Origin of the sequence: Actinomadura sp. 3N508, from assembly GCF_044326375.1 — a bacterium.
In the GTDB taxonomy this organism is placed as follows: domain Bacteria; phylum Actinomycetota; class Actinomycetes; order Streptosporangiales; family Streptosporangiaceae; genus Spirillospora.
The window spans coordinates 95,033-111,348 of sequence record NZ_JBIRAX010000003.1; the positions used below are offsets into that span (position 1 = coordinate 95,033).

Here is a 16,316-nt window from a genome sequence, read left to right on the forward strand (position 1 = left end):
CCGGGGCGAGGACGTCGCGACGCTGGCGTCGGTCGGAGGGCGCCCGGCGGGGGGTCAGTCGTGGGCCGACCACGGGTAGAGTTCGCGTGCCTTGCTACGGCGCTGTTCACGGCGGGCCGCCTGCAGTCCAACTGCGACTATGACTGGCACGATCAGCAAGCACGGGAACACGAGGAACACCGCCATCCACCATGTGAGCCCAGTCACCGGGACCAGGAGGAAGGAGAGCATGGCCAAGCCCGAGCCCACCGCGAGGCCGACGCCCTGCGCGGTGCTCGTCTTGGGGGCGTAGGCGGCGCGGGCCAGGTTCTGGAGCCGCCAGTCGCCGGGGGCGAGGAACTCGGCGAGACGCGCCGTCCACTCCAACGCGGCGGCGCGTTCTAGGGAGAAGGGGCTGCGGGCGTGGGCAGCGAGCTCCCACCAGAGCGCATGAAGCACCTTGGGGAACAGGTGGAGCCGGGTCTCGGCGGGCAGGGTCGGGTCCAGCCAGGCGAGGTCGGTTAGCGCCACGGCGAGGCGTATGAGGTCGGTGTTGCCTCCGTCCAGCTCGCGGTTGACGGCGAGGACGGCGCGCAGCGCGTCTGGTGGGATCGCCGCCGATCCGGCCGTCAACTCGGCGAAACGGTGGTACCGGGAGAGGACCTCGGGATCGTGGGGCGACACCGCCAGCGCGTCGAGTTCGCCTCCCGGGCGCTCCGCCAGCATCAAGGCGTACCGGTGGCGGACCTCCGGGTCGCCGGGCGCGATCTGGAACGCGCGCTCGGTGTGCCCGTGCTGTGCCAGGGACCGGGCGAAGGCCGCCGAGACCACGGGGTCGGCCGGTTCGAGAGTGTAGGCCCTCTCCATGGCCCGGGAATCGCCGCGGGCCGTGAGTTCCCGTGCGTAGGCGCGGCGGATCTCCGCGTCGTCCGGGTCGACCTCGTGGGCCAGTTGGAGGTCCTGGAGCCCGTGGCCGCCTTCGGCGAGGTTGGCCTGGGCGCGGTGGAAGAGGCAGCGGGGGTGCAGGGGATTCATGGACAGCCCGCGCTGTGCCTGGTAGAGGGCGAGTTGGGTCTTGCCCTCCGCGATGCTCTGGCCCGCCTTCTCCGCCCAGCCCTCCGCGTCGTCGGCGTCGAGCCCCGCCGGTCCTGCGCCGAGGGAAGCGTCCCGCAGGACGGTCCGGGACAGGCCACGCAGGCTCTCCACGACCTCGGCGGCGGACGGGCGGGCCGCCGGGTCCTTGGCCAAGGCCCTGCGCACCATGTCGAACATCGGTCCGCCGAGCCCTTCAAGGGACGGCTCACCATGCAGAATCCTCGTGTGGACGGTCCGGCGGTCGTCGCCGAACGGGGGCCGGCCCGACGCGGCGCAGACCACGGTGCCCGCCCATGCGAACAGGTCCACGGCCGTCGTCACCCGTTCCCCCATCAGTTGCTCCGGCGCCATGTACGGCGGGGTGCCCCAGAGCTGGCCGGTCGCGGTGATCCGGGTGCCAGGCTCGGTGAGGAGGGCGATGCCGAAGTCGATGACGCGCGGGCCGTGCGGTCCCAGGAGGACGTTGCCGGGCTTCAGGTCGCGGTGCGCGATGCCCTCCGCGTGGATGTGCTCTAACGCCGCGGCGGTGCCGACCGCGACCTCCTCCAGGGAGGTGCCGCGCAGCGGTCCGTCCTGCCGCACGGCCTCGCCCAGCGATAAGCCCTCGACATACTCGACGACCAGGTACGGCGGGTCGGCCTCAGGGTCCGCGTCAAGGAGCGCGGCCGTGCAACGCCGGCTGAGACTGCGGAGCACGGCGATCTCACGCCGGAACCGGGCCGACACGGCGCCGTTCTCGCCGCGGATCAGCTCGGACTTGATCACCTTGACGGCGACGTGCGCGCCCGTGACGTCCTCGGCGAGATAGACCGCGCCCATGCCGCCCGCGCCGAGCCTCTCCAGAACGCGATAGGCACCGATCGACTCGGGATCGCCAGGCTGGAGGGGAGTCCTCACAGGGGTCTCCTCGGAGTCTGCTGCTCCCGGATCGCCATCTTTTCAGACGCGCGCGTATGGGGCCAAGCCCCGCACGGTCGCCAGTGCACGGTCGATGGTGCGACCGGTGCGCGGCAGCGTGCCGGCTTCTCGTCAGGCGCTGTTACAGAAAGACGAGGAGATCACAGATCGTCCTGCTGTCGTCCCCGAGTGCACCGAGGAGTTCGCGGCGGCGAAGGTGGACATCTGGTGCGCGTGGACCGCGTTGACGGCCGCCGCCCAACTACTGCGAAGGCGGACCGGCCTCCAGGAGAACGCGCCGATCCTGCTGGCGCTGGACCGTGTGAACGGTCCGGTTGCGGAGCGGGCGGCGGCGGAGTTCATTGCGGCCGCCACCACGTTCGAGGGGGCGCGTGTCGCCCTCGGCGAGGCCCGCATGCGGTAGGTAGAGAACAGGCCCCGAGCTTCCAGCTCGGGGGCTTTCTCACGTCATGAAAGCGGTGGGCCGGTGAGGGGGTCCCGCCACTTGCGTGGAGAGGTGACAGTCCTCACCGGCCCTGACAACTCCGAAGAGTTCCCTCATAGTACTGCGGCGTCGGCGGTCCATCAGCTGGCTACGTCTGCTTGTTGCGGGGGCCGCCGGAAATCTTGCGCGCGCGAACCTTCCGGGGCCGGGAGGTCACCAGGCCGGCCGCGTAGAGGGCCTCCATACCGGCGCGGGCTCGTGCCTCGTTGTCCAGGCTGGGCGTCCAGCTGAGCCGGTCGAGGGCTTGAGCCAAGACGGCGACGCCGCGGTTAAAGGCGAACGAGTCTGTACGGGCGGGAACGATCCGCTGCCGGTACTGCCCGCCGAGATGACGCAGGTCGGCGTTTTCGCCTTCGACCGGTTCACCGCAGATTGAGCACTCGTCGAGGTCGGGGACCAAGCGCCTTGCCGGGTGGTCGTGCATAACGCGCTCCGTAGTTGTGCAGGCAACTAATGCTACCGGAAGACGCGTGGTCTGCTTGGGGCAATCTCGTGAGGCAGGGTCCGCAATACCAGGGGGTATGGCCGGGCCGCGAACCCGCCTCAAATGAGATGCCACGGCGATGGACGCCATCGTCGTGCCTGTTCGTGTTCGCTGCGCCTGCCGCGCCTCCTTCCTCGCCGCTCGTATTTACGGCACTGTCCGCTACGGGGGCGGTGGTGGCGCCCGGTCCCTGCATCGTTGAGGTCCCTCGTGGGCGAAGTGCAGCGCCGAGCTACGGTCCCCGTGTTGTCGAGACGAAACCCGCGTCGCGGCTGCGTCGTTTCTCGGGATTCAGAGTCGCCGCGCCGACTCTCTTTTGGTGTCGTTCCTGCGCCGAACTCGACGCCGTCGCCCGCCGGAGATCACGCATACACCTTCCGCCTTATCTACGGCGTCCGGCGCCGGCGGGTTGGTTGCGGGAGATGGCGGGGTACACCTCCCGCAACCAAGGCCAGGAAGGGCCCGCGCCGCTTCTCAATTCCTCCAGAAGGGCGCGCTGCACCTCTACTTCGCCTGGAGCGTTCGCCGGCCAGTCCGGCCGTCCAGTTCACGCTCCGGTGTCGCATGCCTCCCGCGTCGGAACCAGGCCCGCCAACCGGACCGCCCAACACCCGGCGCCCCCGACGTTTCCGTCGACGGAGCCGTTCCCCGTCGGTGCCTTCCCGACCGCGTTGGCCGTTGGGTCGCCTGCGACCCCTGCGTTGCGTACGCGCGCCCCACGTCACCTCCTAGATCACCGGCCTCCTACCCGAGGGGCTCCGCCGGCTCCTTCTCGTACTTCGCGTTGACCAGGGCGATCGCCCCTTGTTGGCTGCGCGGCCACGACGGGCGCAGCAGAGAAACCAGCCGATGTCTCAACCCGTCCATGGCCCGCTTGCCAACCACGATCGGAACCCTAGGTTCGTCGGGTCCGCAAATGGTCTCCAAAGGGTCCTCATCCGGTCCCCATCCGGTCCCCGCCGGGTCCCCGCACAGGTCAACGGGCCGATTCCGCGACCGGATGCGGACACGTTTCGGACAGGAGAGGTGGACGTCACCCATCATCTGAGGCGACAAAGAGGGGGGTACATGCGGATTCTCGTGCTCGACGGCGTCCAGGTGATACCCGATCACGAGCCACAACCGTCCCTGCAGCCCGTTCAGCGGGCTGCGCTGTTTGCTTTGGTGTGCAGTGGCCACCCCGTGTCCGCGGACCAGCTACGCGATCTTCTCTGGCCTCCCGACAGTCAGCCCAAGGACCAAAAGCGCCCGGTAAAGATCATGTCGCGGCTACGGCAGATGCTGGGAGGCGACCGCATCGGCCTCGGCCCCCGCGGTTACGAACTCTGCCTCCCTCGAACCGACATCGTTGACCTGTCCGGATGGCGTGCCCTTGTCGAGGACGCGGGCACGCTCGCCTCCGATGACCCGCGCACCGCGGCGGAGATGTACATCCAGGCCATGCGGCACTGGGCCGCGCTGCCGGTCGAAGCCATGCCCGACACCGCACCGATGCTTGAGCTGCTGCACCGCCTCGAAGGCGAGCGGCTCGGTGCGGTGGAGCGGCTCGCCGAAGTGCAACGCAAGCTGGGCCAGCACCCCCAAGTCGCCGAAACCGCGCAGGAGCTGGTGAACGCCTGGCCCGAACGCGAGCACCTCGTCGAGATGCTCATGTCCGCCCTGCACTGGGCGGGGCGGACCGTCGACGCTCTCGCCGCGTTCGACCGCCACAACGACTACGTGGAACGCAAGATCGGTGCCGTCCCATCCACTCGGCTCCGTGACCTGCGCGAGGACATCCGCACCGGACGCATGGCCCCCGCCCCGCCACCTCCGCCGCTGCCCCCGGCTGATCAGGCCGTCCTCGACCACGGCGGCCGCCTGGATGCGGTAACCCAGCCGCGGCTGGCGAACTACAGCTCGGAAATCGTGTTCGGCACGTACATGTCGCAGCCGCGCGCGTTTCACACCGCGCTCGACCGCGCCGCCGTCAGAAGCATCCTCACCATCGCCCCCGGGGTCCGGGAGGTACAAAGAGAGACCCTCGACCTGACCGCCCGCCTGGTGAGCAAGCTCGCCCGCGCGGGTGTGGTCCAGTTCATCGAGCTCGGCGGCCTGCCCCCCTCACCGCTCGCCGTGCACGATGTGGCGCACCTACCCCGCCCCGACGCGCGCATCCTCTATCTCAACGTCGACCCGGCGATGGTGAGATACTCCCAGCACCTCCTGGCCGGCGTCCGCAACGTGGAGTGTCTCTGGGGCAACCTGGAGACCTTTCTGCAGGCCCGCCACCGCCTAGATCTGATCGACTTCTCCCAGCCGGTCGTCGTCATCAACCAGCACGAAGTCAACATGATCGCCAACACCCCGGAGTATCAGGATCGGTATGCCGAGCTAGGGGAGCTGCTGGCCGCCGGGTCCTACATCACGTTCACCTCCGCGAGCACCGAGGGACTGTCGAGCGGCGTTCCGTGGGCCATGCAGGAGGCGTATCGCACGTCGCCGACCATGAACCTCATCGCACGGACAGCTCCCGAACTCGCCAGCCTCGTTCCTCCCGAGTTCGAGATCCTTCCCCCGGGCGCTACCGACGCGTGGAGGGTCTGGGAGGTGTGGGCCGGGCAGCCGACCCCGAGGCAGAATTCGCCGGGGGAACTCCCCACGCTCAGCCTCATCGCACGGAAGAGCTGACAAACGCGACAGATATGACATTCTGCAGGTTTGTGGGCGCCTGCGGCGTGGGAGGGAACGGAATGCAGCAGAGAAGCCGCCGCATCCCGAAAGAGAGAGCGGATGACTTCTCCTACCCCGTGCCCTCACCTGCGATTCCCTTTCCCCGCCCCGAGCGGCGCCCCGCTTAGCCTCGGCGACGACTGGGAACAGGTCCGGCAGGCCGGAGACCTGGTTCAGGTCACGCTGCCGGGCGGTCAGGTCGCATGGCTGACCACCACCCATGCCGCCGCGCTGGCGGCCTTCCGGCACCCCGACCTGACCCGCGGCGACGCCGACGGCATCCCGCCGTTCCCGATGCTCGGCCCGCTGATCCTCGCCCGGGACGGTGACGAGCATCGCCGGATCCGGCGCCTGGTCGCCGGCGAGTTCACGCCCACTCGGCTCGCCCGGTATCGCCCCCGCATCGCACAGCTCGCGGACGAGCTGCTCGACGCTATGGTCGCCACCGGCGGCCCCGTGGACCTGACCGAGGCGTACGGGTTTGCGCTCCCGCTGACGATCATCGGGGAGATGCTCGGCGTCCCGGACGCCGAGCGGGCCCAGTTCCATGCCTGGTCCGATGGTCTCCTGGTCGGCGCCGAGCACGCCGAGGAGGCATGGCCGTCAGTAATGGCGATGATCGACTACACCAAGGGCCTGATCGCCCAGCGCCGCCGGGAACCGGCCGATGACCTGGCCACCGCGCTGGCCACCGCGCTGGGTGCCGCCGATACCGGCGTCACCGATGACGACGCCGCGCTACTCGCGGTGGGGATCATCGTGGGCGGCTGGGAGACCACCGCCGCCGCGATAGCAACCGGAACCTACCGCCTCCTGACCACCACCCACGAAGGCCGCAGCACCTACCGGTGGCTGGTCGACCATCCCGAGGCCGCACCCGGTGTCGTCGAGGAGCTGCTGCGCCTGCTCCCCTCCACCTACAACGCCACCGCGCTGCCGCGCCGTGCGGCAGTCGATATTCAGCTCGGCGATGTCACCATCAAGGCCGGGGAGCTGATCATCCCCGGGCACGATATCGCCAACCGCGACCCGGCCGTCTTCCCCGACCCGTACCAGTTTGACCCCGAACGCCCCAACGCCCGCGATCACCTGACCTTCGGGCAGGGCGCCCACGTGTGCCTCGGCGCCCACCTGGGCCGCCTCGAACTCCAGATCATGGTCGCGGCGCTGACCAGCCGCCTCCCCTGCCTCCGCCTCGCCTGTGACCCGGAGGAGATCTCCTGGGACACCAGCGTGCTCATTCGCCGACCGCGCGAGATGCCGGTCACCTGGGACGACTACGAATGATCGGGGCTGGCCGCCGGTTTCCCATCAGGTGAAGGCCTCGGCCTCGTCCCGCGGGCTGGCGGCCGCCGTACCGGGTGACCCTCGAAGGCGCCGCCGGCGGTCTCGAACAGCAGGGAGAACGAGCCGTTGCCCTCGGCGAGCCGGGGACAACGGTCGCCGCCGCCGAGCTCGATGCCTGCTCCACCCTGCTCGATGGGCAGGAGGGTTCAGCCGTTGCGGGGACAGCCGCCCATGTCGGCTGCGTAACGAGCTTGCGAGTCCCGGCGGCCGGCCCTGCCTGGGTTCGGGACAAGCCTCCCCCAAAACACATCCAACTTGACATAATTATTAGATTGCCATACTCTGTGGGTGTGACCACTCCTCACCCTGACATCCAGGTGGCATGCGGAATCCCGGAAGTGAAGCAGTTCCGGGAGGCCGATCAGCAGGCCGTCGCCGTGCTGGTGAAGCTGCAGGACGCCGAACACCAGATCAGCGAGGCGCGGAAGGCGCTCGCCCGCGAGCCTGGCAATGCCGTCGCACGCACCAACCTCCGGACCGCTGAGGCCAGAGCGCGGCGGCTCGAACGCGCCCTCGACGACGCCGAAGCACACGCCGCCCAGACGCTGGAGAAGGCACGGCAGGCTGCACCCGCCGCCGCCGAGCACGCCTGGCGCAGCGGGCGCACAGCGACCGAGCGGCGCATCGCAGAAGCCGCCCTTCAGGCGGAGTGGGAGGCAACTGCCTGACCGGTGGGCGGGAGTCCCCCGCCCACCTCCAACCCACCACGGGAGAACACGTTGCGAAACCGCCCCGACCAGGTGCGCGCGGCCCACATCGACGCCGGCGACCTCATCGAAGCCCCCGCTGATCTGGCTCGCGACGCCAGGTTCGGCATGCCGGTCGCGCTCACCCGCGCCGCGCACGACGACTGCGTCGCCTGGACCGACGCCGACGCGGCCCGTACCGGCGCCATCCAGGACGAGAACGGGCGATGGTACGACGTGCTGTACATGGCCGGCCGCGCCCTCCACCGCATGCCCTCGAACGGGCGGGCGCAGATCGCGTTCCAGGTCTGCCGGGTCGCCAGCAACGCCAGCCTTGGTGAGAACGGCGACATCGAGCCGAAGGAGGTGGCCCTGATCCCCACTCGCCGCCGCGACGACGACGGCTTCGCGCCACCATCAGCCTGCCCACGGACAGCTGACCTCCGGGGTGGCGGCGCCGCCATGAGGAGGGCGGCGCCCTCACCCGGCAGCCCCCGCCGTTCTGAGACGCCGCCGTGGTGAACCGGTGCCCGGCTCCCCACGGCGGCCACAGGCGACGGACCACTACGCCAGCCGCAGCGGAGAGTAGACCAGCCCCCTCCCCTGGCTCGCCCGCCTGCGCGAGTCAGGACCCGTCCGGTTTGGGGCGGTTGCGCTCCAGCAACAGACGGTCGGGGATGGGCCAGACGTCGAGCCCGTAGCTCAGCGCCCGGAGCCTCATGTGCCGGTCATCGGTGATGATCTGCACGGGCCGGCCGCTGTACTGGCTGAGCAGGACGGCCTGGTCCACGATCTCCTGATCGGTGATCGGGGCGCGGCGGTGACCGCGTTCCTCGGGCAGCAGCTCGATCGTCACCCTCGCGCGGATTTCGGCTCTTCCGCCCTTGGCCAGTTGCGGGATGTACTGGTCGAGGGCGCGGACCACCTTGTAGGCCCGGCGGGAAACACGTTCGTTTCGGTCGTGCTTCTTCTCGTCGAGCTCAACGAGCACGGCATAGGGCAGCACCAGCCGGACCTGTTCCTCACCCAGCTCTGTACGCCAGTCGACCTGGTCGAACATCGTCGCCTCGATGTATGCGTTGGCGTCGAGGACGTTGATCGCTCCGGGCCCCTCGACACGTTCGCTGAGGGCCTTCATCCGCGCCGTGAGTTCCCACAGCCGCTCCACCTGCACCTCCTGCTCCCTGACGAGCGGCCCCCAGTCGACGTGACCGCTCGGCAGGATGAGGTCGCGGCCCTCGGCCAGGTACCAGTACCGGACGGTGTACAGCGCCTCGCTTTGGGTGCTGTCGACGAAGATGTTCCGGAGCTGGCGGTCGGTTTCGTCGACCCATCGCAGGTATCTGCTCCGCGCCACGTGGTGCTCGTGGTGCTGGAGCGTGGTGGAGGAGTTGCAGCAGGCTTGGATCGCCTTGATGGCGCCAGCGTGGGTGATCCCGTTTCTTAGCTCCATGCGGCGAGCCTCGCAGGCGGACGGAGTGCCCGCGAACGGGATTGACGGTGTGTCGCGGTGCTCTGCGCCTGGGGAGCTTGTTCGTACCTTCAGCCCCCAACGGGCCGGGCCCCAGAAACAACGGAGCGGCCCCCGGCGCCGCGATACTGCGTATCGCCAGCTGGCAGGCGGACAACGCGGGACCTGGCCTAGACCGGCCGCTCGTGCACCAGCGCCTCCCCTGGCACGTCTCACAGGCACCCCGCGCCCGGCTTACCTGGAGATAACGCATGCACTACGGACCCCCGCCGCGGCCACCCCACCGGACCGGTGTCCCCGGAGGAGTCGTGGCTCTCCTCGCCGGCGGCTTCTTCGGGCTCGGCCTACTGGCCGGCTGCGCTACCGGCTATGGAATCGGGTCGGCGCCGCCGACCGATCAGGCCGCCGCGGCATCACCCTTTACGCCTGCGGTGTCCGAGACGCCCAGCCGCGCGGCCAGCACCGAACCGTCCCCCAGCCCAACTACCGAAAACTCCACAGCGCCGGCCGAGCCGACCGTCACGCCCACCACCAAGATCCGCGTCCCCAACGTGGTGGGAAAGAACCATCAAGAGGCCCAGGACTTCATGCAGTCGCACGGGCTCTACAACCTGAGAGAGCAGGATGCGACCGGTCAGAACCGGATCCTGGTGTGGGATCGCAACTGGGTGGTCGTCCGGCAAACCCCGAAAGCCGGGACACTCGTCGCCCCCGATCAGGCCATCACGTTGTTCGCCAAGAAGTTCAGCGAGTAGCCCGGCCCTCGGGCACGGCCGCCCCGCATCGGCCCGATCCCGGTCATGCTGCGGGCTCCGCCGCGCAGTTTGAGCCCGCGCACCCCGCGGTGCACCCGCCGGGTTGTGCGCCGAAAAAACTCGAGATCGGGCTGCACGGCTGACGCGTCCTCGGCCGAGCGCGCCGTTATGAGGAGTGGGCCACGCTCGCGACGATCCTGCCCTAGCCTGCCGTGATCCGGGAACTCAAAGTCTGGCCGCGGCCAGCAAGAGCGCGGCCATGCTCGTGCCGCTGACGATCTTCCCGGTCTCCACCAGCTCACGAATATCGGCGAGCGGCACCCACTCGATCCGCTCGGCCTCCCAGTCCTCGGCCGGCGGTCCGACGTGGGTGGCGCCGTCCGCCCAGTAGATGTAGTGGCGGCTGTCGCTGATGCCCGGAGTGGGGTGCACGATGGTGAGCGGACGCATCGGACCAGGCCTCCACCCGGTCTCCTCCTCCGCCTCACGCGCGGCGGCCGCCTCGGGCGCCTCCCCGTCCCGAACGCCGCCGATGGGGATCTCGTAGCCCCATGCGTCGGTGATGAACCGGTGCCGCCACTCCAGCAGGACCCGCTGCTCCGAGTCGACAACTACCGCGCCAGCACCCGCCTCCGACCGGATGACGCGGTGGTCCAGGTGCCGTCCGCCGGTGATCTCGACGTCGGCGAGGCGGATGTCGAGCCAGGGGTCGCTGTAAAGCGGCTTCTCGGAATGGACCTTCCAACGCACGGGGCCGGCTCCCTTAGTTCGATGGGTACAGGGTCGCCCGTCACGCTACTGGTCGCGGTGCAGCTGAAGCTCGGCACGTTCACGAAACGCACGCACGTCGCTTGTGTCATAGGCGGCAAGAGCACGAACGAGGCCGGTGACGCGGTCATGCAATCGCCCCGACTCCATGCCTTCGGTATGGTCCAGCATCTTCTGCCCGGTGGCTGCGGCGTGCTCGGCGTCCCCGCGTTCTCCCTGCACTTGCGCGAGCGTTGCGAGCCGGTGCGCCTGGCCTCGCAGGTGCGTCCCGTTGGAGGGATGGACGGACTGCTCGGCGTAGGTCTCAGCCGCGGTCAGGTCGCCGAGACGGCGGAGCACCTCGGCATGCTGGGTCTCCAGCAGGCCGGGCTGCACGTACCCGGTCTCCGGTGGCTCGTTCTCCGGCCGTATCTGAATGCCCTCAGCGTGCGTCATGTGACGGTGGCTGCCGCGAATATCGCCGATCCACGCATACGCCTTGGCCTGCAGCGTGTGCAGATCCACCATCAGGGCCGGGGACAGGTGCCCGTCGGCGCCGCGCAGCGCCGTCTGCGCGTACTGCACCACGCGCCGGTAGTCCTTGCGGTACATCGCCTGGTTGGCCAGCAGCGCCAGGCAGTAGCCACCGAACCCGCGGTGGCCGCTGGCCTTGGCCATGCGCAGGGCGTGCAGCAGATACCTCTGGGCGAGGGCCTGACGGTCGGCGTCGTAGGCGGAGATCCCGGCCAGCGCGACCAGGCCGCCGGTCGCGCGCAGCAGCTCCCGGCCAGTGCGGTCGTCGTACCCGCCGCGGACCAGCGGCCCGACCCGGTTGTTGAGGTAGGCGACGATGCGGGGCCGCACCGGGATGCCGCCGACGCGCCGGTACATCTGCTCGTACCGGTCGCGCGCCGCCCGGACCCGTGCAACGTCGCCGGCGCCGACCGCGAGCGGCCCGCGATGGGAGACGTCGATGTCGTCCGGCGGATTCTCCCACGCGAACACCGGCGCGACTGCCGCACTGCCCGAGAGCAGCCGGGTGTGCTCGACCGCCTCGCGCTGCTTGTAGTCGCCGCGCCACAGCGCCGCCGCCTGGTCAATCGCCGTCCGCAGCGGCGTGTCCGACAGGTCACCGTGCCGGGCGCGGTCCATGCCGATATCAGCAAGCGTGAGCCCCCGGCCAAGGGCGGCGCCCAGGACGCGGCAGATCCGCTCCGGGGCATCGCCTCGGGGGATGGCGTTGTCGCGGATCCAGCGCCGCACCGACGCATGGTCATACCGGGTCGTGTGGCCTTGGTTGAGCCGGCTCGCGAGCCCGGCGTAGGACATTCCCGTTTCGTCGATCAGGGCGTCGAGGAGCAGATTCGCCTCGGCCACGACGCGCCTCCTTGCTGGTGATTATCGGCATTGTAGGAGCGCGGCCACCGGGTGCGGCGCGGATCGCGAGCATTCCTTTCACACCCCGTGTGAACCCTTCACCATCACCGGGGCCCGCTCACACCTCCCCAGCTCGCGCCAGTTCGGGCTTGGCTGACACCACCTCGTTACCGCAGGAGTACACCGATGACCGACCGGCCCCGACCGCCAGAGCCCGACGAATGGGCGATCTGGAGGTACGCGCAGGACGGCGTCACGACCTGGTGGGCCACGCGCAAACGTCTCCTTACCGAATCGGAGATGCGGGAGGGGAAGGTCCACACCCTCCGCGCCGAGACCGAGGACGGGCTCCGCGCGCTCCTGAACGAGCAGTCCCCACAACCCGCCGACGGCGCCGCCGCGCCTCACCCAGCGATTGAGACCGGAGCGACAACGTGACCCCGCCCGACCCTGCTAAGAGCCTCGCCGACCTACTCGAAGATTTCCCCGATTTCGTGTGCCGGCACAACCCGTGCCTCCACACGCCGTGGCAGGCGACCCGGGTCCAGTTCGGCGGCCCGAGCGGCGGCGGCTACATCGTGATCCGCGCGAAGACCGCGCAGGGGCTCCGTGACTTCATCGAGGGCGCGCTCCAGATGGAGGCGCAGCTCGCCGCCGAGGCCGCCGCGCGGGTGCCGGTCACGGACACCGCGGGGCGGTGCGTCCTGTGATGCAGCTCGGCGAGGAGACCAAACCCGGCGCGGACGCGACGAGCGTCCCGCCCTTGCCGGATGACGTCAGCGACCTCAAGCGGATGTTCAAGCAGGCGTTCCCCGGCTGGTCGGTCATCTGGACCGACCGGGGACGGTGGTGGGCGACTCGACCGACGGTGGACCGCGACGACCTGTCACACACCGACGCCTCGGCCCTGGAGGCGAACACGCCCGCCGAGCTGTGGGTCAAGCTGCAGGCCGCATCCCGGTGACTCCCCCGCCCCGCGGTCACGTGGCTGCCGGGGGGCGTGGGCGGGGCGGCGCGCCTGGGCAATCCCCGTGGCTCCGGGTGCGTCGCCCCTTCTAGCCAGCTCCCATCCCCCAGCGTGCGCGGGCGGGCACCCCTCGGTCCGCCCGCCCGCGCACCCATCGCTCGCCCGGACCCGGGCGACCCGACCATAGAGAGTCCCCTCGTGCAGCTCACCGTCATGAGCCTGAACTTCAAATACGCCGGCCGCACCGACTCCGACGGCCGCCCCGACCCGCGGTGGCCCGACCAGGTCGACATCATCCGGAAGGTCGACCCGCACATCCTGCTCGGCCAAGAGGCCCACGGCTGGGAAGCCGACCCCCGCCTCCAGGCCGACGCCGAGCACGACCTGGGGATGCGCGCCCACGTCGCCCCGTCCAAGTCCGGGGCGCACACGGTGGTGATGCACCGGCCGGACGTTCTGCGGTGGCGGCACTGGGAGACCAAGTACGCCAGGGAGAGCCGCCACGGGTTCGGCGTCGCCGTCTTCGACGTCATCGCCGACCCGAAGATGAAGGTGCCGCTCACCGTCATCTCCGCGCACCTGCACCCCAGCAGCGCGCAGAAAGCCGCCACAGAGGCGCAGGTCCTGATCGAGCGCCTCTACCGGTACGGCGGGATGGGCCTGCTCGGCGGCGACATCAACCACCTCGGCCCCGCCGACACCGACCCGGACTGGAGCACCGTCCCGCCCTACAACCGCTCCTCCCGCTGCTACCGCCGGGCCGTCCCAGACGGACCGTGGCTCGGCAACCCCCTCGTCGCGCTGACGCTGGCCGACGGCGACCTGTACGACGTCGCCGAGCTCATCGCCGATCGCGAGGGCGACGAGGCTGCGGACAAGGAGCTCCTGGCCCCGACCGGCCACAACGGCGGAGTCCGCACAGACCAGTTCTGGGTCACCGACAACATGGCTGACGCCGTCCTCGGCTATCAGCGCATCCCGACCGGCAAGGCGTCCGACCACGACGCGATCGTCGCCACCATCGATACCGCAGCTCTGCACGAGGTCGAGGCCCGCGAATGGATCTGACGTCTGAGGGGTTCGGGCCCGCCAAGCGGCTCCACGCCGCGATCCGCCAGCGCGCCCCGCAGCTGGCCGCCTGCGTGCTCCGCAACGACGAGTCCGGCCTGTCGCACGTACGGGTCACCGGCCGGGACGCCGTCCCGAGAGTGGTTATGTGGACCGGCCGGAGCTACCAGTGGTGCTCGGAAAGCGGGCCGTGGGAGAGGCTGCCTGCCGATCCGGCGCAGGCCGCGAGCGAGATCGCCGAGCAGCTCGGCGCGGTGACGCCGTCGGCCGAGCCGGACGGCCCGGCGGACGCGCTCCCCTAGGCACCGTGGCCCGGGTCGGCGGCGCGCCCGGGCCACGGCACGGACCTTCCTGAGGCCGCCTTCGAGATCACGAGCGCGCCTGTTCAGATTCCCGAACAGGCGCGTTTCGCCCATTTCACCACAATTGAGAAGCGCACACCCCTGTCATAGGATTCCTCGACGATCCAGAAAAGGCCGCTGAATTCCACAACAAGCCACCCGCCACCCGGACACAGATTTCTCTACGCCTGACCAGGCAAAACAGCCCGGCCCTTTATCACTTCCACACAGATCCATTCCCGCCACGCCAGTACAGGCGCTAGTCTCCGGAAACAGTTCGCACAGAGCCACCTTGACGCCGGCGCAAGGTGGCATACCTCTGCGCGGGCTACCCCGGCCGCCCCCCTAGGCCGGGTAGGTAGGAGGGCGCGTCATGGACGAGCCCAAAAACAAGGTCGTCGACCACGACAGAGGGTGCAGGATGATCTCCGTCTGGCTGGAGCTGACAAGGCTCTGCCTGACGGTCGTCCCGTTCATCTTCATCTGGTGACGGCCGGCGGCCGCTAGCGGCCGCGGGGCCTGGTACCGCGCACAGCCAGCGAGACCAGCGGGTACCAGGCCCCACCTGAGAATTTCTCTCAGGAGTCAGCATGTTAGGCGCCTTTTGGCCGGTATCGCAGTGCCGTCAGCAAGACTCTTCTGATTGTTCTGTGTCGTGTGACACATAACGGGCGGCGGTGAATGAATATCTACCGCCGGTGCAGAATTCTCCACCGAGGTGGGCGGCGCGTCGAGCTTGTCCATCACCGGCTTCTTCTGGCTGCCATCGACCGCTTCCCGCAGGCAGGTGGTTCTCGCTCGCGTCCCGGCACTTGCGAAGCAGCTCGCCCGCTGGAGTTTGCTCCAGCGGGCGGCCGTCGTGCTCGGGGCTATTTCCAGCTGTACGCCTCGGTGTCGCGGGCGAACCTGCCCGGGGGCAGGGTCACGGCGAGGGTGGTGCAGTCCAGGTCGCGGTAGAACGCCCACGCCTCGTCGTCGTTGTTGTAGATCGTCCTGGCGGGCTGCGGCGGCGTCGGATCGCAGTAGTGGCTGACCGGGTTGTGCCAGACGTACATGGTTCCGGTGAAGTCGGGGCCGCTCCAGAAGCAGACGTAGCCCTCGGGGCAGCGGTGGCTGGGGCCGGCCAGTGCCTCGGCCGGTGCTGCCGGGCCCAGGATGAGCGAACCGGCGGCCGCCAGTCCGGCCAGAGCGGCGGTCAGGCCCGGCAGTTTCGACACGGGACGGATGATGGGCATGGCGGAACCTCCTGTGGTGATTTGGTTGCGGCCTTTGGCCGATGGTGGGGTTGGGCGGCGGACCGGTTAACGCGCCGGGTCGTTCACGTGCATCCGGCGGTGCGGAGCCCGGCGGTGAGTTCGGCCTTGATGGCCTGGGACTCGGCCGGCTCCAGGCGCCGGTTGGGGAAGGTCAGGTCGAGGCGCTGCTGCGGGTGGCCGTCGGTGTCGACGGTGACGTCGGCCAGGAAGCGATCGGGGACGACCGTGCTGGCGTTGGGGTAGGTGACCCGGATGCTGTAGCGCAGGATCTTGCCGCCGGGGGCGGTCAGGCACTTCTTGGCGCCGGCCTCCATCTGCTGATAGAGGCCGCGGTTGACGCTGGCCCACTGGGGGACCAGGTCGTACCGCTGGTCGACGCCGTGCAGCGTCGCCGCGATCAGGTGGCCCCCGTCGTATCCGGGCGTGGGGGCCATGTGCCCGACCTTGGTCTGGCATGGGCCGCGGTCGGCTTTGGAGCGGGTGAGGTTGGTGGCCTCGGCCGTCACCGGTCTGCCATGACCGTCGGTGGTGAAGGTGGCGCCGTGGGCGCGGTAAGTCGCGTTGGCGCCGATGTGAGGCTCGCAGGGCACCTGGTCGATCTGTCGCGACACCCTGGCGGTCTGGGTGAG

General features: G+C 69.6%; 18 protein-coding genes. 11 read left to right on the forward strand and 7 right to left on the reverse strand.

Features of this window, described 5'->3' with window-relative positions:
- Positions 1 to 54: 54 nt before the first annotated feature.
- Positions 55 to 1,971 carry a protein kinase gene (locus tag ACH34S_RS11595; RefSeq protein ID WP_395952531.1) on the reverse strand — a complete coding sequence of 639 codons (1,917 nt, stop codon included), beginning with the start codon at positions 1,969 to 1,971 and terminating at the stop codon, positions 55 to 57.
- Between the two features lie 106 nt (positions 1,972 to 2,077).
- Here ACH34S_RS11595 and ACH34S_RS11600 point away from each other — a divergent pair, with 106 nt between their 5' ends.
- Positions 2,078 to 2,395 carry a hypothetical protein gene (locus tag ACH34S_RS11600; protein WP_395952532.1) on the forward strand — a complete coding sequence of 106 codons (318 nt, stop codon included), beginning with the start codon at positions 2,078 to 2,080 and terminating at the stop codon, positions 2,393 to 2,395.
- A 169-nt stretch (positions 2,396 to 2,564) separates the two neighbouring features.
- Here ACH34S_RS11600 and ACH34S_RS11605 read toward each other — a convergent pair whose 3' ends face one another.
- Entirely contained in the window at positions 2,565 to 2,900 is a 336-nt protein-coding gene (locus ACH34S_RS11605; RefSeq protein WP_395952533.1) for a hypothetical protein, read from the reverse strand.
- A gap of 1,128 nt (positions 2,901 to 4,028) precedes the next feature.
- Between ACH34S_RS11605 and ACH34S_RS11610 the strand changes: the two genes are divergently transcribed.
- The 4 genes from ACH34S_RS11610 (at position 4,029) to ACH34S_RS11625 (ending at position 8,227) form a co-directional block, all read left to right on the forward strand.
- The gene (locus ACH34S_RS11610; protein ID WP_395952534.1) at positions 4,029 to 5,630 is read left to right on the forward strand and encodes an SAM-dependent methyltransferase; all 1,602 of its coding nucleotides are present in this window, start codon (positions 4,029 to 4,031) and stop codon (positions 5,628 to 5,630) included.
- A gap of 102 nt (positions 5,631 to 5,732) precedes the next feature.
- Positions 5,733 to 6,959, forward strand: a complete 1,227-nt coding sequence (locus tag ACH34S_RS11615; RefSeq protein WP_395952535.1) for a cytochrome P450 — start codon at positions 5,733 to 5,735, stop codon at positions 6,957 to 6,959.
- A gap of 350 nt (positions 6,960 to 7,309) precedes the next feature.
- The gene (locus ACH34S_RS11620; protein WP_395952536.1) at positions 7,310 to 7,687 is read left to right on the forward strand and encodes a hypothetical protein; all 378 of its coding nucleotides are present in this window, start codon (positions 7,310 to 7,312) and stop codon (positions 7,685 to 7,687) included.
- A 51-nt stretch (positions 7,688 to 7,738) separates the two neighbouring features.
- A complete protein-coding gene (locus tag ACH34S_RS11625; RefSeq protein ID WP_395952537.1) occupies positions 7,739 to 8,227 on the forward strand; it encodes a hypothetical protein in 489 nt (162 codons plus the stop codon).
- A gap of 103 nt (positions 8,228 to 8,330) precedes the next feature.
- On the opposite strand, the gene ACH34S_RS11630 is transcribed toward ACH34S_RS11625, so the two are convergent.
- Positions 8,331 to 9,158, reverse strand: a complete 828-nt coding sequence (locus ACH34S_RS11630) for a PIN domain-containing protein (RefSeq protein WP_395952538.1) — start codon at positions 9,156 to 9,158, stop codon at positions 8,331 to 8,333.
- 326 nt (positions 9,159 to 9,484) lie between these two features.
- Here ACH34S_RS11630 and ACH34S_RS11635 point away from each other — a divergent pair, with 326 nt between their 5' ends.
- Positions 9,485 to 9,931, forward strand: a complete 447-nt coding sequence (locus tag ACH34S_RS11635) for a PASTA domain-containing protein (RefSeq protein ID WP_395952539.1) — start codon at positions 9,485 to 9,487, stop codon at positions 9,929 to 9,931.
- Between the two features lie 225 nt (positions 9,932 to 10,156).
- On the opposite strand, the gene ACH34S_RS11640 is transcribed toward ACH34S_RS11635, so the two are convergent.
- The gene (locus tag ACH34S_RS11640; protein ID WP_395952540.1) at positions 10,157 to 10,681 is read right to left on the reverse strand and encodes an NUDIX domain-containing protein; all 525 of its coding nucleotides are present in this window, start codon (positions 10,679 to 10,681) and stop codon (positions 10,157 to 10,159) included.
- A gap of 45 nt (positions 10,682 to 10,726) precedes the next feature.
- Positions 10,727 to 12,055 (reverse strand): transcriptional regulator, encoded by a 1,329-nt coding sequence (locus tag ACH34S_RS11645; RefSeq protein ID WP_395952541.1) that lies wholly within the window; start codon positions 12,053 to 12,055, stop codon positions 10,727 to 10,729.
- Between the two features lie 186 nt (positions 12,056 to 12,241).
- Here ACH34S_RS11645 and ACH34S_RS11650 point away from each other — a divergent pair, with 186 nt between their 5' ends.
- The 5 genes from ACH34S_RS11650 to ACH34S_RS11670 all read left to right on the forward strand — a co-directional run bounded on the left by ACH34S_RS11650 (position 12,242) and on the right by ACH34S_RS11670 (position 14,392).
- The gene (locus ACH34S_RS11650) at positions 12,242 to 12,493 is read left to right on the forward strand and encodes a hypothetical protein (RefSeq protein ID WP_395952542.1); all 252 of its coding nucleotides are present in this window, start codon (positions 12,242 to 12,244) and stop codon (positions 12,491 to 12,493) included.
- The gene (locus ACH34S_RS11655; RefSeq protein WP_395952543.1) at positions 12,490 to 12,765 is read left to right on the forward strand and encodes a hypothetical protein; all 276 of its coding nucleotides are present in this window, start codon (positions 12,490 to 12,492) and stop codon (positions 12,763 to 12,765) included. The genes ACH34S_RS11650 and ACH34S_RS11655 overlap by 4 nt, the downstream gene beginning before the upstream one ends.
- Entirely contained in the window at positions 12,753 to 13,019 is a 267-nt protein-coding gene (locus tag ACH34S_RS11660; RefSeq protein ID WP_395952544.1) for a hypothetical protein, read from the forward strand. Before ACH34S_RS11655 ends, ACH34S_RS11660 begins: the two co-directional genes overlap by 13 nt.
- Positions 13,020 to 13,220: 201 nt before the next feature.
- Positions 13,221 to 14,090 (forward strand): hypothetical protein, encoded by an 870-nt coding sequence (locus tag ACH34S_RS11665; protein WP_395952545.1) that lies wholly within the window; start codon positions 13,221 to 13,223, stop codon positions 14,088 to 14,090.
- Entirely contained in the window at positions 14,081 to 14,392 is a 312-nt protein-coding gene (locus ACH34S_RS11670; protein ID WP_395952546.1) for a hypothetical protein, read from the forward strand. Before ACH34S_RS11665 ends, ACH34S_RS11670 begins: the two co-directional genes overlap by 10 nt.
- 908 nt (positions 14,393 to 15,300) lie before the next feature.
- On the opposite strand, the gene ACH34S_RS11675 is transcribed toward ACH34S_RS11670, so the two are convergent.
- Both ACH34S_RS11675 and ACH34S_RS11680 read right to left on the reverse strand, forming a co-directional pair.
- A complete protein-coding gene (locus ACH34S_RS11675; RefSeq protein WP_395952547.1) occupies positions 15,301 to 15,666 on the reverse strand; it encodes a peptidase inhibitor family I36 protein in 366 nt (121 codons plus the stop codon).
- 83 nt (positions 15,667 to 15,749) lie between these two features.
- The gene (locus ACH34S_RS11680; RefSeq protein WP_395952549.1) at positions 15,750 to 16,298 is read right to left on the reverse strand and encodes a DNA/RNA non-specific endonuclease; all 549 of its coding nucleotides are present in this window, start codon (positions 16,296 to 16,298) and stop codon (positions 15,750 to 15,752) included.
- Between the last annotated feature and the right edge of the window lie 18 nt (positions 16,299 to 16,316).